Here is a 17515-nt window from a genome sequence, read left to right as displayed (position 1 = left end):
CCCGTTTAGAATGGTTTCCCCTGCCTTGCGGCAGGCGACCCGGGCCCGCCTATCGGCGGGCCCTTTTCATTTACAAACCTGCCTCGCCGTGAGGCGAGCCAATTTGATTGAGAAAACGGGCGTAGCCTCAGGACAAACACAGGCCCCAGAATGCCAAAGAAGTAAGCAGGGAGCCGGTGAAAACATCGCCCTAGCCCCGTCTCAGTCCCCTTGCAGCAACCGCAGCAGCTGATCCTTGGCCTCTTGTTCTATTCGATCGCGGATCACTTGGTTCAGATCCTGCTCTGGGGCAATCTCTACTTCCAACTCCTCGCTCAGCTTTTCAATCACTCGGTCCTTGGCCTCCTGCTCCACCGCATCAATTTCTGGCTGCAGGGCATTTTTCAAATCGGGTCGAATTTTGGGATCCTCCCAAGAGCCGGTGACCACCACCGGAATAGTCAACCCCGACGCACCATTGAGACCAGAAATTGTCGGTGCAAATCGGTAGTCCAGGTCCCGTGTGCCAAGGCCAATCCGCCCCGCGCCATCTGCACGTATCCCTTTGAGCGTCACCAGCAAATCGTCATTCTGCAACTGCCCCTTCGCGATGGCATAGCTCGCAGACAGCCGCTCAAACACCGTGCTCCCCCCATTGCCTTGCCCCGAACGCATCAGCTTTTCCAGGTCAAACCCGGTAAAGAACCCCTTGTTGACCTCCAGCCAGCCTTTGCCTGACAGGGAGCGCATCAGCGCATCCAGACTGGCCCCAGAGGCCAGATACTCTAACTCACCCAGCGCCTCACCATTCAACCGGTCATAGCCCGCGACCTGCGCCATGGCCTTTTCCAATCTGATGCCATTAAAACTCAGCTTGCCACCAGCAGAGAACCCGTTGCGGTTATTGGCGACCACCTGCCCCTGAACCTGCCCCCCAAACAACGCTGCAGGTTGCAGCTTTAACACCGCGCGGGCACGATCCAAGGTCAGCGAGAGTTTGCTGGCGCCAAATTCATAGCCCGCGGCCGTAAGGCTCTCAAAACTCAGGACTGCCGTGCCATTGGCCTGGGCCAAGGCTGAGGCATCAATAGGATCCTTTGACCAGCCCGAGCCGCCCTCCCCGGCCGCTGCGCCGTTCTCGCCGACTGCAGAGGTTAACCCCGGCACCCGTAGATGCCCCCCATTGAGCTGCGCAGTGAACTCTGGCACCTGCGCCAGGGTAATATCGGCCCCCCCTTCCAGCTTGTTGCCATCCAGGTCCAGAGTCATGTCGCGCAGGGCCAGACGCCCATCCGTGGTATAGGTGGCATCAGCGCCAACAACCATCGCCTGCCCCAACCCCTGCGGCAGTGAAATCCCAGACTGACCAAAGGCGGTCAAAAATGCGGCGGTATCCGAGGTCTTTGCCGTAACCCGGCCCGTCGCGGCCCCGGTCAAATCTGCTCGCCCGTCAAAGCGCAATATCCCACCGTCAGCAGCCACAGAAGCCCCGATCGAAGACACTGCCCCGTTCAGAAAATCGGCAAAGGTCCCAACTTCAGCCTGGATTTGCACCGGGGCACCTGCGGGCCGGGCCGTCAGGTCGACATTCACCGTACCGCTGGGATCTGGCCAGCGTAGCATCATATCCACCATGGACATCTCTATCGGCGCACCCTGATGTGGCTGATAGCGCAACGAGGCTCCGGTCAGGGTGAGTTTCTCAATGCTGATCGGCAAGACCGCAGACTGGTTTTCCGGCGCAACAACCGCTGGATCGGCACCGGCATCCGCGCCGCCGCCCAGCACCCAGTTGCCCTGCCCCTCAGCGTTTTCCGACAGGTTCAGGTGGGGCAGCAGCGCCGAGACCTCAGTCACCCGCACCTTGCCCTGCAACAGATCTCCGGCCGAGATGCCAATGGACAGGCGCTCAGCCGTTAACATTGGCTCGGGCCCGGCCCATGGGGCATTGGACAGCGACACCCCATCGGATTTCACCCCCAGTACCGGCCAAAGCGTAAAGCGCACCTTGCCATGAAAGGTCAGCTTGCGCCCGGTCTGGGCCTCGATCTGATCCGCCGCCAGCCCCGCCACCTTTTCGCCGGGGAGCATAAACAGCACCACAAGCAAAACCGCGAGCGTCGCGACCACTGCCCCCAAGATCCGCAAAATCAGCTTCATCGGCCCAATCCTCCTGTCTTTCCCCTTGGCTTTAGGGGCTTACAACCAGCTTAGCCAGTCCGAGATTGCGCGCAATGCTTGACTGAGCCAGCCATACCCAAGCGCGCCCCCTAACGCAGCCGGAACCGCTGCCGCAGCCCAAGGCCGAGAAAGAACAAGAGCGGCACGCTAAAGACTGTCTGGAAACCTGAGATGACTTTCAGAACGGCAGGCAAGCCCGCCAGTTCCGCCGCTAGAAAGGTCCGGCCAAATCCAAAGAGAGGAAAAAGGTTGGAAAAGCTGAGCCCCATCGCCGCCCCCATCGGTCTCTCAACAGCCTCCAAAGGCGCAGGCACGCAACAGCCCGCGAGATAGCCCCAGAAGGCAACAAACCCAAAGGCCCAGAGCCCTGCCAACCAAAGCGCGGGCCGCGCAATGGAATGGCCATAATCCGAGAACAAACCAAAGAGCAGATAGGGCAACCGCTGCCAGATCGAGCCAATCTGACCGGCGAAGTGCATCTCACGGCGAAAGAAGAAATGTTCGTCTTCTGGCAGACCTTGTTTTGCAAGGATGTGACGGATAGTGGCGCAGGTTTCGCGGGCAGTTTCAGGGTCTTGCATTGTTTTCTTTGGCCAGTAGGTGTTTCCTCTTTGAGCTAGGCCTAAGTCCAATTCGATTTCTAAAGGGTCGTAGTGGGCTGTGAAGCTTGTTTTTTCGTGTAGCTCAGCCCCTGCGAAGTCAGGGTAGGTATCACGAAACACAGCATTTCGAAATGTTGCAGGTTTTTGAAAGTTGCACCCATAGAAGTATGCATCGCTTTTCCGAGATCTCACTCCCTCGAAGTAACACCGCTCGAAACTGGCGCTCCCTTCAAAAATCACCTCAACAAAGTCACATCTCTTGAAGTACATCGACCCGTAAAACACTGCTCTTTCAATGAAGCGTGCTGAGTTAAAGAAAGCTGACTCATAAAATGTTGCGTGGCTGAACCAAGCCTCGCTCAGAAAAACCGTGGATTGAAAAATTGCATCTTTTTCGAAGCGTGCTGAACACAGGTCAATTTCCGATGGAATGACAAACTTCCTCAAATCTACGGTTTTCGAAAACACGCTATCACCACAGGTTATCTTCATGTTCGGTTCAGGCAGGCCCGGGACCTTTTCAACATTTGGGTTTCGTTTACTGTATTCTTCACAAAATTTGAGGCGCAACTGAGTTCCGCAATTCCCCCAAGCTGACAGCTCCCGCTCTTCAATCCCGGCTTTTTTGGCAGAATTTGCACAAATCTCATCGCTGAGTTTCTGACCAGCCCAGGCATTCCACGCCTTACGGTTAGCCTCATGCAGTTCAGGATCAATATTCCGTCCTTCCTGCTCCCCATAAAGCGTCATCAGCACATACCAGGGGTTCTCATTGGCAGGCTTCAATTTGGATCTTGGCACGTCTTGCGCCTCACTCTCGTCTCGCATCTGTGGCTCTCGTCCCCAAAATCACTTTGGTTCAACCTATGAGGTTTCGCCGCAGCCCTGCAACTTGCAAGTGAGGGCAGCGCCTGACCTAGCGACCGGGCGAATGGCTCTTGGCACCTGACCTGTGCAGGGGGAGTTGCACGCCTTCCGCAGCCGTTTTTCTTGCCTCCTCGCGCATTCCTGTTATATGCGCGATCATGACCAGCAATCCGCCAGAACTCCGCCCCGACCTCGCCCCCAAAGCCCTGATGGGGGACAGCCCCCGTGCCGGCCAGCCAACGCTTGGCATGGTCTCGCTTGGCTGCCCCAAGGCGCTGGTGGACAGTGAACGCATCCTCACCCGGCTACGTGCCGAGGGCTATGGTATCTCGCCTGATTACGCCGGGGCTGACGCCGTGATCGTCAACACCTGTGGGTTCCTCGACAGTGCCAAGGCCGAAAGCCTGGAGGCCATTGGCGAGGCGCTGAAGGAAAACGGCAAGGTCATCGTTACAGGTTGTCTGGGCGCCGAGCCAGATTACATTCGCGAACATCACCCACGCATTCTCGCCGTCACTGGCCCACATCAGTATGAGCAGGTTCTGGACGCCGTCCATGCCGCCGTACCGGCCGACCCCAACCCCTTTATTGATCTCTTGCCCGCCACCGGCGTGCAGCTGACCCCGCGCCATTTCAGCTATCTGAAGATCTCGGAAGGCTGCAACCACAAGTGCAAGTTCTGCATCATCCCCGATATGCGCGGCAAGCTGGCCTCGCGGCCGGCCCATGCGGTGCTGCGTGAAGCCGATAAGCTGGTCAAGGCTGGGGTTAAGGAGCTTTTGGTGATCAGCCAGGACACCTCCGCCTATGGGCTGGACCGCAAATATGACGTGAACCCCTGGAACGAGGGCGAGGTGCGAAGCCATATCCTCGATCTGAGCCGCGAGCTGGGCAAGCTGGCCCCGGCGGATGAGCTTTGGGTCCGGCTGCACTATGTCTACCCCTACCCACATGTGCGCGATCTGATCCCGCTGATGGCGGATCCGGACAATGCGCTGCTGCCCTATATGGACATCCCCTTCCAGCACTCCCACCCGGATGTGCTGAAACGCATGGCGCGCCCCGCCCATACTGCCAAGACTCTGACAGAGATCGCCGCCTGGCGGGAGATCTGCCCCGATATCACCCTGCGCTCGACCTTTATTGTCGGCTACCCAGGCGAGACCGAGGCCGAGTTCCAGCACCTGCTGGACTGGATGGATGAGGCTCAGCTGGACCGGGTTGGTTGCTTTAAGTACGAAAACGTCGATGGTGCGCGGTCAAACGCCTTGCCTGATCATGTTGCAGAAGAGGTCAAGCAGGAGCGCTGGGAGAGGTTCATGGAAAAGGCCCAGGCTATTTCCGAGGCCAAGCTGCAAGCCAAGGTCGGCCAGATCTGCCAGGTCATCGTGGATGACATAGACGAGGACGGCATCGCCACATGCCGCACCAAGGCCGATGCCCCGGAGATTGACGGCAATCTGTTCATTGATGAAGGCACCGGAGGATTGTCGGTCGGCGATCTGGTTACGGTCGAAGTGGACGAGGCCGGGGATTATGATTTGTGGGGGCGTGTGGCGTCCCAAAATTGATCCGGGGATCGTTTCGCGAGTTAACGGGCGGAGCCCTAAATCACCAGCTCAGATCCTGCCCTTCCCCATATCGCGCCACCCAGCCTGTATCGAGGTTGGGGAACGAAAGCGCCTGCGCCGCGGGGGAGGGTTGGGCGCGTTGCGACAGCACGGCGGCTGCTTGAAATGAGGATTGAACGCTCCCAGAACTTAGTGCTCTGCGTAGACATCTTTCGTCTGGAAACTGTTGTCGGCAATCTGCGTTAGCCCATCGGGGGTGCCTCAGGCGGATCCCGCGCGCAGGCGCAGCAGGCGGGCGGCGTTACAGCAATATCCCGGTGGCTGCACTGCTTTCTCGCCCTGCTCTGCCAACTCCTGCCGCTCCAGCCAGGCTTTGCACCCATCGGGCGCATCGCACCCCCGACAGGCGGTGATCATCGCGGCCCAATCCTCGGCACTGATTTTTCCTGCCGCAAACGCCTCCACCAGATCTGCATCCAGATGTTTGCCCATGCGGGCCATCAATTGCAAATGCTCCATCGCGTCGCCAAGAGGGTGCATGATAAAACTCCTTTTGCCCAGATCCACGCCGCCACAGAATTAGGGGGTGCGCTCCTGCAGATAGCCCAGCAAATCCCTGTTGCGGCAATAGTCCGGAGCCTCCGCCAGCCCCCTCTCCCCCTGGGCCAGCCGCGCGGAACACTGCAGCGGATGGGCACAGCGTTGACACCGCAACACCGCTTCTGAGATTTCGTCGAACTGCAAATGGCCCGCGATGGCCTCTTCCTGCAGATCCAACCCTAGAGCCTGGCTCATGCCATCAAACAGGGCTGCATGTGTCTTGAGAGTAGCTTGTGCACGCACGGATGGTCTCCTGACAATGGTGATGCACAAAAGCTAAGCGCGCAAAAGCCAGGACGCTTTGATACAAATCAACGCCCCATCAACTGGACTGTTGGTCCAGATAGGCCCGCACCGCATCCTGTACCCGCCGAAAGCGGTCTCCGCCAAGCTTCTTGCCGCCATACCAACGCGTAACGATAATGATATGGTCGCGCAGCTCTTCGCGCTCCAGCATCCGCAGGATCACCATCCCGGCGCCGCTTTCGCCATCATCCGCCTTAAGCGCCCCTGTGGGCAGCAAGGCAGCCCAGGTGTTATGGGTTGCCTTGGCGTAGCTGCGATCCTTTTTCAGCGTTGCCAAAACCTGATCCACCTCTGCCCGTGAGGTAACAGACGCCCCTGTCACCGCATAGCGTGAGCCACGATCCGTCAACACGACCCCCAGGCGGGTCAAAGAAATGGCGGAGGGGGTGGAAGCAGTCATCTTGGGGCTGGGGTCCATGTTACAAAGGAGCGAGGGTCAGCCCCCTCATATCGTTCAACGCAGCGCAACACCAGTCACAGCCAAGGGGGCCTAGGGGGCTTGCCCTCCTTATGAGTGCCACAGATCGGGAACCCCGCTTGCAAACCGCCACGGGAGGGGGCAGTCTGGCACTATGTTTAGTATCGAACATGATTTTGACTGCACCACCGTCACCCTGGTCGACGAAGGGGAGCAGCCGCTGCAAGAGGATCTCACCCTGCATGCCTTTGCGGAATGCGTGACGATCGAACAATTGGACAGTCGCACCGATCAGGTGCAGAAAATCACTCTGTCTTATACCCAAGTCCGTGATCTGGCTGCGGCCCTGGATTTGCCAGAAGGCGTTTATCGTCTGGTTCCGGACGCGATCTCAAAGCCTCGCGGCTCTTGACTGCAGCTGATCAACTTTTGAACTCGGCCTAATCGGTATAGACAAAGACCTTGTTGCGAGACGTAGCCCCCTGGCTCAGGTCCAGTTTAGACGCAGCAACCCCCATCGCCTTGGCCAGAAGACTGCGCACGGCCTCAGTCGCTTTGCCGTTCTCGGGAACTGAGGTAACAGTCACCTTCAACCCCGCCTCAGAGACAGAAATGCTATTGGAGGCCGCTTTGGGCGTCACCCTCACAGCGATCTTAGCGCCTGCAACGGCCAGATGGCTCAGATCCGGCAGGTTCTTTCTCTTTGGCTTCCCCATAGAAAGGCTCATGCCAGCGGATGGCGCGTTTTACCATAGAAAATGCCCGGCCTGAGCGCGCGTCAAGGCCGCGACGACCTACACTGCAGTGGCAAAAACCGGGTGTAACAGCCGGATCAAGGGCAAAAACTGAACAACTGCGGCTCTGCGCCTCTTGAATTCCCGCCGCCAGATGGCGAGATTACCCCCATTGATGTAAAAGGGATTTACATATGAGCAATGCCCCCCAGACCCTGGCCAATAGCGCCGCCCTGGATTTCTTGATGTCGCGCCGCTCCCGTCCGGCCAAGACACTGGTCGCACCGGCACCGACGCGCGCGCAACTCTTGCCGTTGCTCACGGCGGCGGCGCGAACGCCAGATCACGGCAAGCTGGAGCCCTGGCGGTTCGTGGTGATCGAAAAGCCAGCCATGGCGCGGCTGGCAGAGCTAACCGTTCAGGCCGGAGCCCGGCTGGGAAAATCAGAGGCCGACATCATCAAGGGCCGCAGCCAATTCGATCTGGGACACTTGGCCGTTGTGGTTGTGGAAGTCCAAAAGGACAGCGTAAAAATTCCGACCATCGAGCAGAGCTATAGTGCTGGCGCAGTCTGCCTCGCCCTTCTCAATGCCGCGCTGGCAGCGGGTTGGGGAGCCAATTGGCTTTCAGGCTGGGCCAGCCACGATCGCAGGTTCTGCCAGGATGCCTTTGGCCTGCAAGACCGCGAACGCGTGGCGGGAATCATCCATATCGCCACCCAGGGTACCGTACCGCCAGAGCGACCTCGCCCGGATCTTTCCGCTCTCACAACCTGGATGCCAGAATGATCTTCGACGCTTTTTTCAAAACCCTGAATCAGATCACTGATCCGCGATTTTTGCGGGTGCTCTTGCTCGGCATTGGCCTGACACTGGCGCTGCTGATCGGCGCAACCATCGGATTTTTGGTGCTGGTTCAATGGCTGACCGCCGCCTCCGTCGATCTACCCTTGATCGGGGAGGTTACCTGGCTCGACAACCTGTTTTCCGCGGGCTCGGTTATCCTGATGATGATCCTGTCGATCTTTCTGATGGTGCCCGTCGCCTCGGCCATCACCTCAATGTTTCTGGATGATGTGGCGCAAGCAGTTGAGGATCGACATTTCCCGCACCTCCCCAGGGTTGACCCCGTGCCGCTCTGGGCCGCGATCAAGGACACGGTGAACTTTCTTGGCGTCTTAATCGGGGCCAATATTCTGGCCCTGATCCTTTATGCGCTCTTCCCACCTGCCGCGCCCTTTATCTTTTGGGCGCTGAACGGATATCTTTTGGGACGGGAGTATTTCACCCTGGCCGCCAGCCGACGGGTGGGCCCGGTGGAGGCCAGAAAGCTCTGCCGCAAGCATCGCGGCACCATCTGGATGGCCGGTATTTTGATGGCAATGCCCCTGTCTATCCCTCTGCTGAACCTGGTGATCCCTATCCTAGGGGCTGCCACCTATACGCATCTGTTTCACGCGCTCTGGCGCCACCACTGAGACGGCCCTGGCCCCTCAGGATACTGGTCAGGAGGGGTCAGGCAAACGGTCGAACCAGTCAAAGTCATTGACGCTGATCACACCGGACAGAATGATCCCAGCGATCACAGCCCAGAGCAGACAGCTCACCCCAGTGGTGATCAAAGCCTTTTGCTTCAGGTAGTGGTTCTCAGGCGCGCCAGCGTGGGTGCCAGGTTCAATACTGCCCTTTTCGCCCTGCGTTTCGATACGGATCGGAATAATGACCAAAAAGGTCATGAACCAGATCACAGCAAACAGAACCAATCCGGATGTAATGGCCATTGTATATCTTCCTTAAGAGCGAGGGGCTGCTAAGATTGGCAGCCCCGTCAATCTAGTTTCAAACCTGCTCGAGTTCCACCAGGCAGCCGTTGAAATCTTTGGGATGCAGGAACAAGACGGGTTTGCCATGTGCGCCGATCTTTGGCTCCCCACTGCCCAGCACCCTGGCCCCTTCGGCCTGAAGGTGATCGCGCGCCGCCAGAATGTCATCGACTTCATAGCAGATATGATGAATGCCGCCCGCTGGGTTCTTTTCCAAAAACCCATTGATAGGTGAGTTGTCGCCCAGCGGGTAGAGCAGCTCGATCTTGGTATTTGGCAGCTCGATAAAGACGACCGTAACCCCGTGATCGGGCTCATCCTGTGGTGCGCCGACCTTGGCCCCAAGCGTGCTGCGGTACTGGGCTGAAGCGGCCTCTAGGTCGGGGACGGCAATAGCGACATGGTTCAGGCGTCCAATCATGGTCTGACTTCTCCTTGGCAATATAGATGTGTTGCAGCCTTATGCTCTGCCGTGGCAATCCGGCGCAAGTGCGCCAATGCGCCCAGATCGGCGGATCACGCGAGGTTTGTTGTGTCCGCTCTGGCAGCAGAGCTGATCAAAAACCCGGCACAATGCTGTTAACTTCGAATTAGCCTCAAATTTATAGCGTCTATCCGTATTCGGTTAGGAGTATGAGTAATGGACGATTCGGAACTGTTTGCAGCCGCCCAAAGACTACCAAGTGCCCGCCGCCCCTTGCTGGGCCTTACCATTCTGGTCATTGAGGATAGTCGCTATGCCTGCGAGGCCCTGCGCCTGTTGTGCCTGCGAAGCGGCGCACGTATTCGCCGTGCAGATTGCCTGAAATCAGCCCGCCGCCATCTGCAGGTCTACCGCCCCTCGGTGGTGATTACAGATGTAGGTCTGCCGGATGGATCAGGGCTCGACCTGATCAAGGAAATGGACGCAGCCCGTCCAAGAGTGAGGATCATCCTCGCAATCTCCGGAGATGAAAACGTCGAGGAAGAAACCCTCGCCGCCGGTGCTGACGGTTTTCTGGCCAAACCTATTACCTCTCTGGCTGCGTTTCAAAACGCTATTCTGTCGCGCCTTCCGGATGATCGCCAACCCAGCGGCCCCCGCCAGCTCGCGGATGAGACCATAGAACCAGATCCAATCGCTTTTCTCGACGATATGGCCCATGCAGCGGATGTGTTGAACGATACCCAAGAAGAACAAACACTGGACTATCTGGCTCAATTTGTAGGCGGGGTTGCCCGCAGCGCTGGTGACGCCCCCCTGGCCAAGGCCGCCGAAAACCTAGCCCTCGCCCGATCCGAAGGACGCCCGGTTGCGACCGATGCAGCAGTGATCGCCGGTCTTGTACAAGAGCGCCTGGAACGCAAGATCGCCATCTGATCATGTTCGAAATTTTCTCGACGTCCTTGGCGACACTCGCCATTGTCCTTTACCTACAGGCGCGCCATTCCGCTCGGGTCATCCGACGTAAGCGGGACAATGCACCGGCGTCCTTAAAATCCATGCAGATACACCCAGGCGAGATCTCGCATTAGGTTGGATATCGCAGGGATATTGAGCCCCCCGCTTATGCGCCCAATTTCGAAACAGAGCTGCTATCCCTAGCGCAGGAAACCGGGATCTTGTCTCATCTGCAAACCTGGAAAAACCTGGTTTTCAAGAGCGCTCTGGCTGGTTCCGGTCAGTCCCCGCATAATCCAGGCTGCCACTTCGCGAACATCGCCAGTTGGCATCAGATCCCGGCGATTGTAGAGCGCCGCCTCACTTAATCCCGGCCAGCGCCCGTAGACTTTGCCGCCCCGAATGGCGCCTCCGGCCAAAACCATGGTTCCCCCAGTACCGTGATCCGTGCCACCTGTACCATTTTCGCGCACTGTACGACCAAATTCAGTCATCGCCACAACAGCCGTTTGATCCCAAACAGATGGACCAACGCCCTGTTTGAGCGCCAGAATGCAGCCGCTCAACCGTTTCAAAGCTGCCCCGAGCCCACGTTTTTGGTAGCTATGGGTATCCCAGCCATTGAGCGAAAACGAGGCTATGCGGGTCTCCCCACGCAGCTGTTTTGCAGCAAACTCCGCCAGTTTCAGATGGGCCTTGCCCTTGGCCCCGCGTGGCATCGCCATCATAGGCTCAGCCATTTCCCGACTGTCCTCATTCCCACTCGCCATGGCGCCCAATTCAACCTCAGACCGTGACAGGTCCAGAGCCTCGGACAGAGCAGAGGCAAACAGCGGATCCTCCTGCATCATCAAACTGGCCAATTGTTCTGCTTGCGGGCTAAGCGCCAGATCCGCATCAGGCGACCAATCAGACACTGGCGCTGTCCCATGCAGCAACTGCATATCCCCGTGCCCTATGGCAAAAGCCGTGCGCGCCACGACCCCGCTTTGCATTTGCAACAAGCGATTGAGCCAGCCATCGCGCCGGTGCCCCAGGCCCATGGTGCCCGCTTCCAGCAAATCTTGCCCGTCAAAATGGCTGCGCCGGTCCCGGTAAGGAGTCGAAACCGCCTGCACAAAACCAAGCTCCCCCTGGCGCCAAAGAGGCATCAGCTCCCCCAGATCCGGGTGCATGGCAAAAAATCCATCCAGATCATGACCGGTTGGCTGAGAGGGGGCCAGCAACCCCGGGCGCAGGGCGGCAAAGTTTGCGTCCCCATAGGGGCGCACCGCATCCAGACCATCCATACCACCACGCAGGATGATCACCACCAGCCGCCGGTCCCAGGGCGCGGCAGCCAGGCTCACCGGGGTCATCAGCGGGCTGGCCGCAAGAGAGCAGCCCAGCACTCCGCTTTGGGTCAGAAATTTTCTACGTGAAAGTGCTGAAGCTGCCATGGCCAGATCTCTCTCTTTCTTTGTCCCGCTACCGCCGTTGAAAGGCGGGCGCGCTGAGCACCAGCCCAATGGCTTCGGCGCGGGTTTCAGCCGCCGAGGCTACAAATTGCACCCGTTGATTTGCCCGCGTTCCAAGGCATTGGCTCGCAAAGGCCACTGGATCCGGTAGAGGCGTCATTAGGCGTCGCGGCGCAGCCATGGCCCAGCGCAATCGCGCCGACAGTCCCTGCGGAGTGACCCAGGCCGCATCCGCCTCCTCCCAGCCGTCCGGCCCCACTGGCGACTGCCAATCCTGCCCCATCAGCCGCAAAGGCGCGACGAAATTACGGCGGATCGGCTTGGCTCCCCAGCCAGCCAATTGCTCCGGGTTCACCCCAAGGGCACGGCAGGCGGAGGCCATGTAGTCAAATGGAGGCTTTACATTGGCCAGCACATCCTCCCAGGCACTGGGATGGTCCAGCATCGCCGCATAGACCTGCGTCAGATCCCCCGCGCTTGCGCGATAGGCTGCCGCCAGATGGGCGACCAAATCAGGATCAGGCTGATCTTTGGTGAAATGCACCGCCAGTTTTCTGGCTATATGATCGGCTGTCGCCGGGTGCCGGGCAAGATCCCGCAGTGCCTGCAACACTGGCTCCAGCTCTGGCTCAGCACCACCATAGCTTTGCCCCAGGACGATCTCGCTTCCTGGCTCCCCCATCTGCTCGTAAAACTGGAAACCTGATTCTATGCGGTAGCTTAGCCCGGTGAGTAATTCAGCCAGTTGCCGCACATCCTGCTGCCCATAGGGGCCGTCAACACCCAGCGTGTGCAACTCCAGCACTTCACGCGCCAAATTTTCGTTCAAACCGCCACGTCCGCCCTGGCGCTGCGACAGCGCGCTGTTCTCCCCCCGCGACCGGAATTGATCAAGGTAGTGCAGCATCAGCGGGTGCGTCAGCGCAGCAATCAACAGATCTTCAAAGCGGCTGGAAATATGCGGCCGAATGGCGCTTTCAACATAGCCATAGGCAAGGGGCCGCATCGCCGGGTTCTTGCCCTTGGCAGTAAAATGATCCGCCCAGAACAGGGTCAGGCGCTCACGAAACCCGTCAGGGGTAGTGATATGGCGCAAGAGCAATTGGCGAAAATGCAGATCCCGCTGTTTCAGGTGATCGCGCCGAAACCGGCGAAAGGCTTTTTGGGCCCGCTCTGCATCTGGGGTTCCACGTTTTGTGCGGTTCAGTTTTCGCAGCTCGGCAAAGCGGCGCACAGAAACGAGGATCTCTTCGGTTTCGGCGATCGGAAAGTGATCTGCTGTGCTGTCATTCCCCTGAAGCCGCAATAGCATTTCCTGCCTAGAGGCAACAGGCCTCAGCGCAGGGGAGAGGCCACAGCCAAACCGGATCTCAGCCAGTTCTGGGTCAAAGATCATTGTTGTTCTCCCCGGGCGCGCGAGAAGCCTCTGTACAGGAACTCTCTCGACTGCAGACTAGGCTGTCGTCGCCCTCCAGGCACTCAAAAAGTTTTCCGATACGCGTAAACCTGCGCAAGTCGCGCCTGAGGCGGTCAAATAGGGGCTCCGCCCCACGCCCCATGGGCGCTCCCCCAGGATATTTGGGGCCAAATGAAACCAGCAGATCGTATGGAGTAAGGAGCAATATGCAGGACGCAAAACACCCGAGAGCGCGCTCTCGGGTGTCAGATTTCGACATGACCCGACGGGGCCTTTTCAGAACGGTTCTATTGATCTTGAGGGATCACCCGCAGACCCAGCTCCATCAGCTGATCAGACATCGGCTCAGAAGGGGCAGACATCATCAGGTCTTCGGCGCGCTGGTTCATTGGGAACATGATGACCTCACGGATATTGGCTTCATCTGCCAGCAGCATCACCATACGGTCGATTCCGGCGGCGCAGCCACCGTGGGGCGGAGCGCCATACTGAAATGCGTTGACCATGCCGCCAAAGCGTTTCTCAACTTCGTCCTTGCCGTAACCGGCAATTTCAAAGGCCTTAAACATGATTTCGGGGCGGTGGTTCCGGATCGCACCCGAGACCAGCTCGTAGCCGTTGCAGGCCAGATCGTACTGATAGCCCAGCACCTCGAGCGGGTTGCCTTCAAGCGCATCCATCCCGCCCTGCGGCATCGAAAAGGGGTTGTGCTCAAAGTCGATCTTGCCGGTTTCCTCGTCTGCCTCATAGATCGGGAAGTCCACGACCCAGGCAAAGGCAAAGCGGTCTTTGTCGGTGAGGCCCAGCTCTTCGCCGATGACGTTACGGGCACGTCCTGCAACGCCTTCAAAGGCTTTGGGCTTGCCGCCGAGGAAGAAGGCGGCATCGCCCACGTCCAGCCCCAGCTGCTGGCGGATCGCCTCGGTGCGCTCGGGACCGATGTTTTTGGCCAGCGGGCCCGCGGCCTCATTGCCCAGGGTGATTTCACCGGATTTGACCAAGGCGTTCACCTCTTTCACGGTGATGCCGCGTTCCTGAGCGATGCTGTCAGGCGATTGCTTGCGCCAGAAGATATAGCCCATACCGGGCAGACCTTCTTTTTGCGCAAATGCATTCATCCGGTCGCAGAACTTGCGCGAGCCGCCTTTGGGGGCTGGGATGGCGCGCACTTCGGTGCCTTCTTGTTCCAGCAGTTTGGCAAAGATGGCAAAGCCAGAGCCCGCGAAATGCTCAGAGACCACCTGCATTTTGATCGGGTTGCGCAGGTCGGGCTTATCCGAGCCATACCAAAGCGCCGCATCGCGGTAAGAGATTTGCGGCCATTCACTGTCGACCTTGCGACCGCCGCCGAATTCCTCAAACACGCCCTGCATCACCGGCTGGATGGTGTCGAAGACATCCTGCTGGGTGACAAAGGACATTTCCAGGTCAAGCTGGTAGAAATCGGTGGGCGAGCGGTCGGCGCGCGGGTCCTCATCCCGGAAGCAAGGCGCGATCTGGAAATACTTGTCAAAGCCCGAGACCATCATCAGCTGTTTGAACTGCTGGGGCGCTTGCGGCAGAGCGTAGAACTTGCCAGGGTGCAGACGAGAGGGCACCAGGAAGTCACGGGCACCTTCGGGAGAAGACGCTGTAATGATCGGAGTTTGATACTCGTTGAACCCCTTGTCCCACATGCGTTTGCGGATCGACTGCACCATGTTGGAGCGCAAGAGCATGTTCTGCTGCATCTTTTCGCGGCGCAGATCCAGGTAGCGATAGCGCAGGCGGGTTTCTTCGGGGTATTCCTGCTCGCCAAAGACCATCAAGGGCAGCTCTTCGGCTTTGCCCAGGACTTCGATGTCGCGGATAAAGACCTCGATCTCACCGGTGGGCAGCTTGTCATTGACCAGGCTCTCATCGCGAGCCAGCACATTGCCGTCGATGCGGATACACCATTCCGAGCGCACTTTTTCAATCTCGGCAAAGACCGGACTGTCGGGGTCTGCCATGACCTGAGTGATGCCATAATGGTCACGCAGGTCGATGAACAGCAGGCCGCCGTGATCGCGGACACGATGGACCCAGCCGGAGAGGCGCACAGTTTCGCCCACGTTGGATTTGTTCAGTTCGGCGCAGGTATGGCTGCGATAGGCATGCATGGCGTGACCTTTCGGTATGCGGGTCTAGTCTCTGGTCGGGCCGTCATTCGGAATATGCCATCGGCACCTCGAATTTGGCGCAAAATTCGTCTGGGCCGATACACAGGGTTGCAGCGCTCTTGTCAAGCAAAGCTGGCAAATTCCTCGCTGTCCTGCACCCAAATACCCTGCATCTCGCCGCGCAGAGAATTCACCAGGCGAATATCGCGGGCTTTTGCCAAATCATCCAAGGTCAGCACGGCCTCCTTCACCCCCCCCGCATTCAGCAGGCTTTGGCGGTAGACCCCAGGCAAGCAGCCAGAGCTTTGAGGCGGGGTCAAACAGTCCCCGACAGTTGTTTCGACCACAATATTGCTAATGGTTCCCTCGCAGATCTCTCCGCGTTCATTCAAGAATAATAGTTCGTCAATTCCTTGGGGCAGTTGGGCACGGGCCTCATCATAGGTCGCGCGCCTGGTGGTCTTATGCGCCAGAAAGACATCATCAGCCACCAACCGCTGGGCCGCTACCTTAAAGCTCCACAGCGGCTGGTGTACAGGCATCGCCGTTGTGACCAGTTCCAGCTCCCCTGCGGACGACAGTGTCAGGCGGCAGCGCAACACCTGGGGGCCACCAAGACCTGCGAGATGCGCCTTGGCCCGCCCCAGATCAAAGGGGAGGCCAAAAAAGACCGCCGAGGCCGAAATGCGCGCAAGATGCAGATCAATGCGATCTATCCCCCGCCCTGGGTGATAGCCAAAAGTTTCGATCAGGCGGAAATCGGCGTCGCTTCGAATGGCCGCAACTGGGCAAAACGGGCTTTCCATAGGGCTTCCTCATATTCAGACTGGGCTGTGCTATCCCAGACCACGCCGCCGCCGACGTTCAGCTGTGCCCGCCCTCCCTCGACCATCAGGGTGCGAATGGCTACGTTGAACTCAGACGCCCCATCGGGGGCCATCCAACCGATGCTGCCACAATAGGCGTCACGTGCCCAAGGCTCAAGCTCTGCTAGGATTTCCATGGCGCGTATCTTGGGCGCTCCGGTGATCGACCCGCAGGGAAACAGCGCCTGAAGGATCTGCCCCAGCCCCACACCGGGGCGCAACTGCGCCTGCACGGTTGAAACCATCTGATGGACAGTGGCATAGCTTTCCACCGCAAAGAGTTCTGGCACTTTGACCGATCCCAGAGTGGCAATACGCGAGATGTCATTGCGCAACAAATCCACGATCATCAGGTTCTCGGCACGGTTCTTTTCATCCTGACGCAGAAAATCCCGCGCCTTTGCATCCGCAACCGGATCGGCGCTGCGCGGTTGCGTTCCCTTCATCGGCCGGGTTTCGATCTGACCATGTGCATCTGTGCGAAAAAACAGCTCTGGCGAGCGCGACAGCAGATCCGGCAGATCCTCCTGCAGCACCAAGGCCCCATGCCCCACCTGCTGGCGCGCCATCAATGCCCCATACAGATCTTCAGAGCCCCAACTGACCTGGGCATCCATTGGGAAGGTCAGATTGGCCTGATAGATATCGCCTGCTCCGATAGCAGAATTCACAGCAGCAAAGGCCTCTGTATAGCGCGCGCGGCTCCAGCGCGGCTGAAACTCTCCCAGACCGCGCCAAGCGCCCCCCTCGGGCCAATGTTTCGCGTGCGAAACCGGGCTTGCCTGCGCGTAGACACCAAAACACAAAAGCGGCAGGCGGCGATGGGTCGGCATGCAGGCTGCCAGGCTCGGCTCCAAAGCATAGCCGAGCTCATAGCTGGCATAGCCTGCCAGCCAGTGTCCCTCTTGTTGCACTTTGTTCAACGCATCCAATGCGCCAGGGATCTCCTGCGCAGAATCAGCCCGGATCACACGCAAGGGGCAAGCGAACTGCATCCCCTGTCCCGGTTCTATCCACTGATCTGGCCCTTGATCAAAACGGATCTGCACCCAGCACCTCTAAATTTCTGCCATTTCTCTTGTAGATGCTTATATCTGTACGCTATGCGAACAAAAGTCATAAAAGCGGCAATTCGAAGCGCGTGTCCGATCCCTCTTGCACCTTTTTGCGCTA

General features: G+C 58.5%; 18 protein-coding genes. 5 read left to right on the top strand and 13 right to left on the bottom strand.

What is annotated here, in order from left to right:
• Positions 1–201: 201 nt before the first annotated feature.
• Both MED193_RS19895 and MED193_RS23005 read right to left on the bottom strand, forming a co-directional pair.
• On the bottom strand, positions 202–2139 hold the full coding sequence (locus MED193_RS19895) for an AsmA family protein (RefSeq protein ID WP_009811580.1): 1938 nt from the start codon (positions 2137–2139) through the stop codon (positions 202–204).
• A 110-nt stretch (positions 2140–2249) separates the two neighbouring features.
• The gene (locus tag MED193_RS23005; RefSeq protein ID WP_009811579.1) at positions 2250–3590 is read right to left on the bottom strand and encodes a pentapeptide repeat-containing protein; all 1341 of its coding nucleotides are present in this window, start codon (positions 3588–3590) and stop codon (positions 2250–2252) included.
• Between the two features lie 197 nt (positions 3591–3787).
• On the opposite strand from MED193_RS23005, the gene rimO reads away from it, so the two are divergent.
• On the top strand, positions 3788–5200 hold the full coding sequence (gene rimO / locus MED193_RS19885) for a 30S ribosomal protein S12 methylthiotransferase RimO (protein ID WP_009811578.1): 1413 nt from the start codon (positions 3788–3790) through the stop codon (positions 5198–5200).
• 261 nt (positions 5201–5461) lie between these two features.
• Here the strand turns inward: rimO and MED193_RS19880 are convergent, their stop codons facing one another.
• The 3 genes from MED193_RS19880 to MED193_RS19870 all read right to left on the bottom strand — a co-directional run bounded on the left by MED193_RS19880 (position 5462) and on the right by MED193_RS19870 (position 6506).
• Positions 5462–5740 (bottom strand): DUF6455 family protein, encoded by a 279-nt coding sequence (locus MED193_RS19880; RefSeq protein ID WP_009811577.1) that lies wholly within the window; start codon positions 5738–5740, stop codon positions 5462–5464.
• 39 nt (positions 5741–5779) lie between these two features.
• On the bottom strand, positions 5780–6043 hold the full coding sequence (locus MED193_RS19875; RefSeq protein WP_009811576.1) for a DUF6455 family protein: 264 nt from the start codon (positions 6041–6043) through the stop codon (positions 5780–5782).
• 79 nt (positions 6044–6122) lie between these two features.
• Positions 6123–6506, bottom strand: coding sequence for a YigZ family protein (locus tag MED193_RS19870; protein ID WP_050757646.1), 384 nt, complete (start codon positions 6504–6506; stop codon positions 6123–6125).
• A gap of 172 nt (positions 6507–6678) precedes the next feature.
• Between MED193_RS19870 and MED193_RS19865 the strand changes: the two genes are divergently transcribed.
• Positions 6679–6936 carry a hypothetical protein gene (locus MED193_RS19865; RefSeq protein ID WP_009811574.1) on the top strand — a complete coding sequence of 86 codons (258 nt, stop codon included), beginning with the start codon at positions 6679–6681 and terminating at the stop codon, positions 6934–6936.
• Between the two features lie 28 nt (positions 6937–6964).
• Here MED193_RS19865 and MED193_RS19860 read toward each other — a convergent pair whose 3' ends face one another.
• Positions 6965–7240: a DUF167 domain-containing protein gene (locus tag MED193_RS19860; RefSeq protein ID WP_009811573.1), complete on the bottom strand. Its 276-nt coding sequence runs from the start codon at positions 7238–7240 to the stop codon at positions 6965–6967.
• Between the two features lie 212 nt (positions 7241–7452).
• Between MED193_RS19860 and MED193_RS19855 the strand changes: the two genes are divergently transcribed.
• On the top strand, positions 7453–8046 hold the full coding sequence (locus MED193_RS19855) for a nitroreductase family protein (protein ID WP_009811572.1): 594 nt from the start codon (positions 7453–7455) through the stop codon (positions 8044–8046).
• Positions 8043–8735, top strand: a complete 693-nt coding sequence (locus MED193_RS19850) for an EI24 domain-containing protein (protein ID WP_009811571.1) — start codon at positions 8043–8045, stop codon at positions 8733–8735. Before MED193_RS19855 ends, MED193_RS19850 begins: the two co-directional genes overlap by 4 nt.
• 27 nt (positions 8736–8762) lie before the next feature.
• Here the strand turns inward: MED193_RS19850 and MED193_RS19845 are convergent, their stop codons facing one another.
• Both MED193_RS19845 and mce read right to left on the bottom strand, forming a co-directional pair.
• Entirely contained in the window at positions 8763–9038 is a 276-nt protein-coding gene (locus MED193_RS19845; protein ID WP_009811570.1) for a DUF1467 family protein, read from the bottom strand.
• A 58-nt stretch (positions 9039–9096) separates the two neighbouring features.
• On the bottom strand, positions 9097–9501 hold the full coding sequence (gene mce, locus MED193_RS19840; protein WP_009811569.1) for a methylmalonyl-CoA epimerase: 405 nt from the start codon (positions 9499–9501) through the stop codon (positions 9097–9099).
• Between the two features lie 219 nt (positions 9502–9720).
• Between mce and MED193_RS19835 the strand changes: the two genes are divergently transcribed.
• Positions 9721–10440: a response regulator gene (locus MED193_RS19835; RefSeq protein WP_009811568.1), complete on the top strand. Its 720-nt coding sequence runs from the start codon at positions 9721–9723 to the stop codon at positions 10438–10440.
• Between the two features lie 221 nt (positions 10441–10661).
• On the opposite strand, the gene MED193_RS19830 is transcribed toward MED193_RS19835, so the two are convergent.
• The 5 genes from MED193_RS19830 to MED193_RS19810 form a co-directional block, all read right to left on the bottom strand.
• The gene (locus MED193_RS19830) at positions 10662–11900 is read right to left on the bottom strand and encodes a DUF1501 domain-containing protein (RefSeq protein ID WP_009811567.1); all 1239 of its coding nucleotides are present in this window, start codon (positions 11898–11900) and stop codon (positions 10662–10664) included.
• Positions 11901–11928: 28 nt separating this feature from the next.
• The gene (locus MED193_RS19825) at positions 11929–13314 is read right to left on the bottom strand and encodes a DUF1800 family protein (protein ID WP_009811566.1); all 1386 of its coding nucleotides are present in this window, start codon (positions 13312–13314) and stop codon (positions 11929–11931) included.
• Positions 13315–13622: 308 nt separating this feature from the next.
• Complete coding sequence (gene aspS / locus MED193_RS19820; RefSeq protein ID WP_009811565.1) at positions 13623–15476, bottom strand: aspartate--tRNA ligase; 1854 nt, start codon at positions 15474–15476, stop codon at positions 13623–13625.
• Positions 15477–15598: 122 nt separating this feature from the next.
• Positions 15599–16282 (bottom strand): aminotransferase class IV family protein, encoded by a 684-nt coding sequence (locus MED193_RS19815; RefSeq protein WP_009811564.1) that lies wholly within the window; start codon positions 16280–16282, stop codon positions 15599–15601.
• Complete coding sequence (locus MED193_RS19810; protein ID WP_009811563.1) at positions 16225–17391, bottom strand: aminodeoxychorismate synthase component I; 1167 nt, start codon at positions 17389–17391, stop codon at positions 16225–16227. The genes MED193_RS19815 and MED193_RS19810 overlap by 58 nt, the downstream gene beginning before the upstream one ends.
• Between the last annotated feature and the right edge of the window lie 124 nt (positions 17392–17515).

The sequence above is a fragment of the Roseobacter sp. MED193 genome (assembly GCF_000152965.1).
GTDB lineage: Bacteria > Pseudomonadota > Alphaproteobacteria > Rhodobacterales > Rhodobacteraceae > Pseudophaeobacter.
The sequence above is the reverse complement of the archived record's forward strand: the minus strand, read 5'-3'. Positions and strand labels throughout refer to the sequence as shown.

Bases quoted from the DNA above. Each gene is read 5' to 3' on its own strand.
- MED193_RS19895 (WP_009811580.1), bottom strand. From the start codon at position 2,139: ATGAAGCTGATTTTGCGGATCTTGGGGGCAGTGGTCGCGACGCTCGCG.
- MED193_RS23005 (WP_009811579.1), bottom strand. From the start codon at position 3,590: ATGCGAGACGAGAGTGAGGCGCAAGACGTGCCAAGATCCAAATTGAAG.
- rimO (WP_009811578.1), top strand. From the start codon at position 3,788: ATGACCAGCAATCCGCCAGAACTCCGCCCCGACCTCGCCCCCAAAGCC.
- MED193_RS19880 (WP_009811577.1), bottom strand. From the start codon at position 5,740: ATGCACCCTCTTGGCGACGCGATGGAGCATTTGCAATTGATGGCCCGC.
- MED193_RS19870 (WP_050757646.1), bottom strand. From the start codon at position 6,506: ATGACTGCTTCCACCCCCTCCGCCATTTCTTTGACCCGCCTGGGGGTC.
- MED193_RS19865 (WP_009811574.1), top strand. From the start codon at position 6,679: ATGTTTAGTATCGAACATGATTTTGACTGCACCACCGTCACCCTGGTC.
- MED193_RS19860 (WP_009811573.1), bottom strand. From the start codon at position 7,240: ATGGGGAAGCCAAAGAGAAAGAACCTGCCGGATCTGAGCCATCTGGCC.
- MED193_RS19855 (WP_009811572.1), top strand. From the start codon at position 7,453: ATGAGCAATGCCCCCCAGACCCTGGCCAATAGCGCCGCCCTGGATTTC.
- MED193_RS19850 (WP_009811571.1), top strand. From the start codon at position 8,043: ATGATCTTCGACGCTTTTTTCAAAACCCTGAATCAGATCACTGATCCG.
- MED193_RS19845 (WP_009811570.1), bottom strand. From the start codon at position 9,038: ATGGCCATTACATCCGGATTGGTTCTGTTTGCTGTGATCTGGTTCATG.
- mce (WP_009811569.1), bottom strand. From the start codon at position 9,501: ATGATTGGACGCCTGAACCATGTCGCTATTGCCGTCCCCGACCTAGAG.
- MED193_RS19835 (WP_009811568.1), top strand. From the start codon at position 9,721: ATGGACGATTCGGAACTGTTTGCAGCCGCCCAAAGACTACCAAGTGCC.
- MED193_RS19830 (WP_009811567.1), bottom strand. From the start codon at position 11,900: ATGGCAGCTTCAGCACTTTCACGTAGAAAATTTCTGACCCAAAGCGGA.
- MED193_RS19825 (WP_009811566.1), bottom strand. From the start codon at position 13,314: ATGATCTTTGACCCAGAACTGGCTGAGATCCGGTTTGGCTGTGGCCTC.
- aspS (WP_009811565.1), bottom strand. From the start codon at position 15,476: ATGCATGCCTATCGCAGCCATACCTGCGCCGAACTGAACAAATCCAAC.
- MED193_RS19815 (WP_009811564.1), bottom strand. From the start codon at position 16,282: ATGGAAAGCCCGTTTTGCCCAGTTGCGGCCATTCGAAGCGACGCCGAT.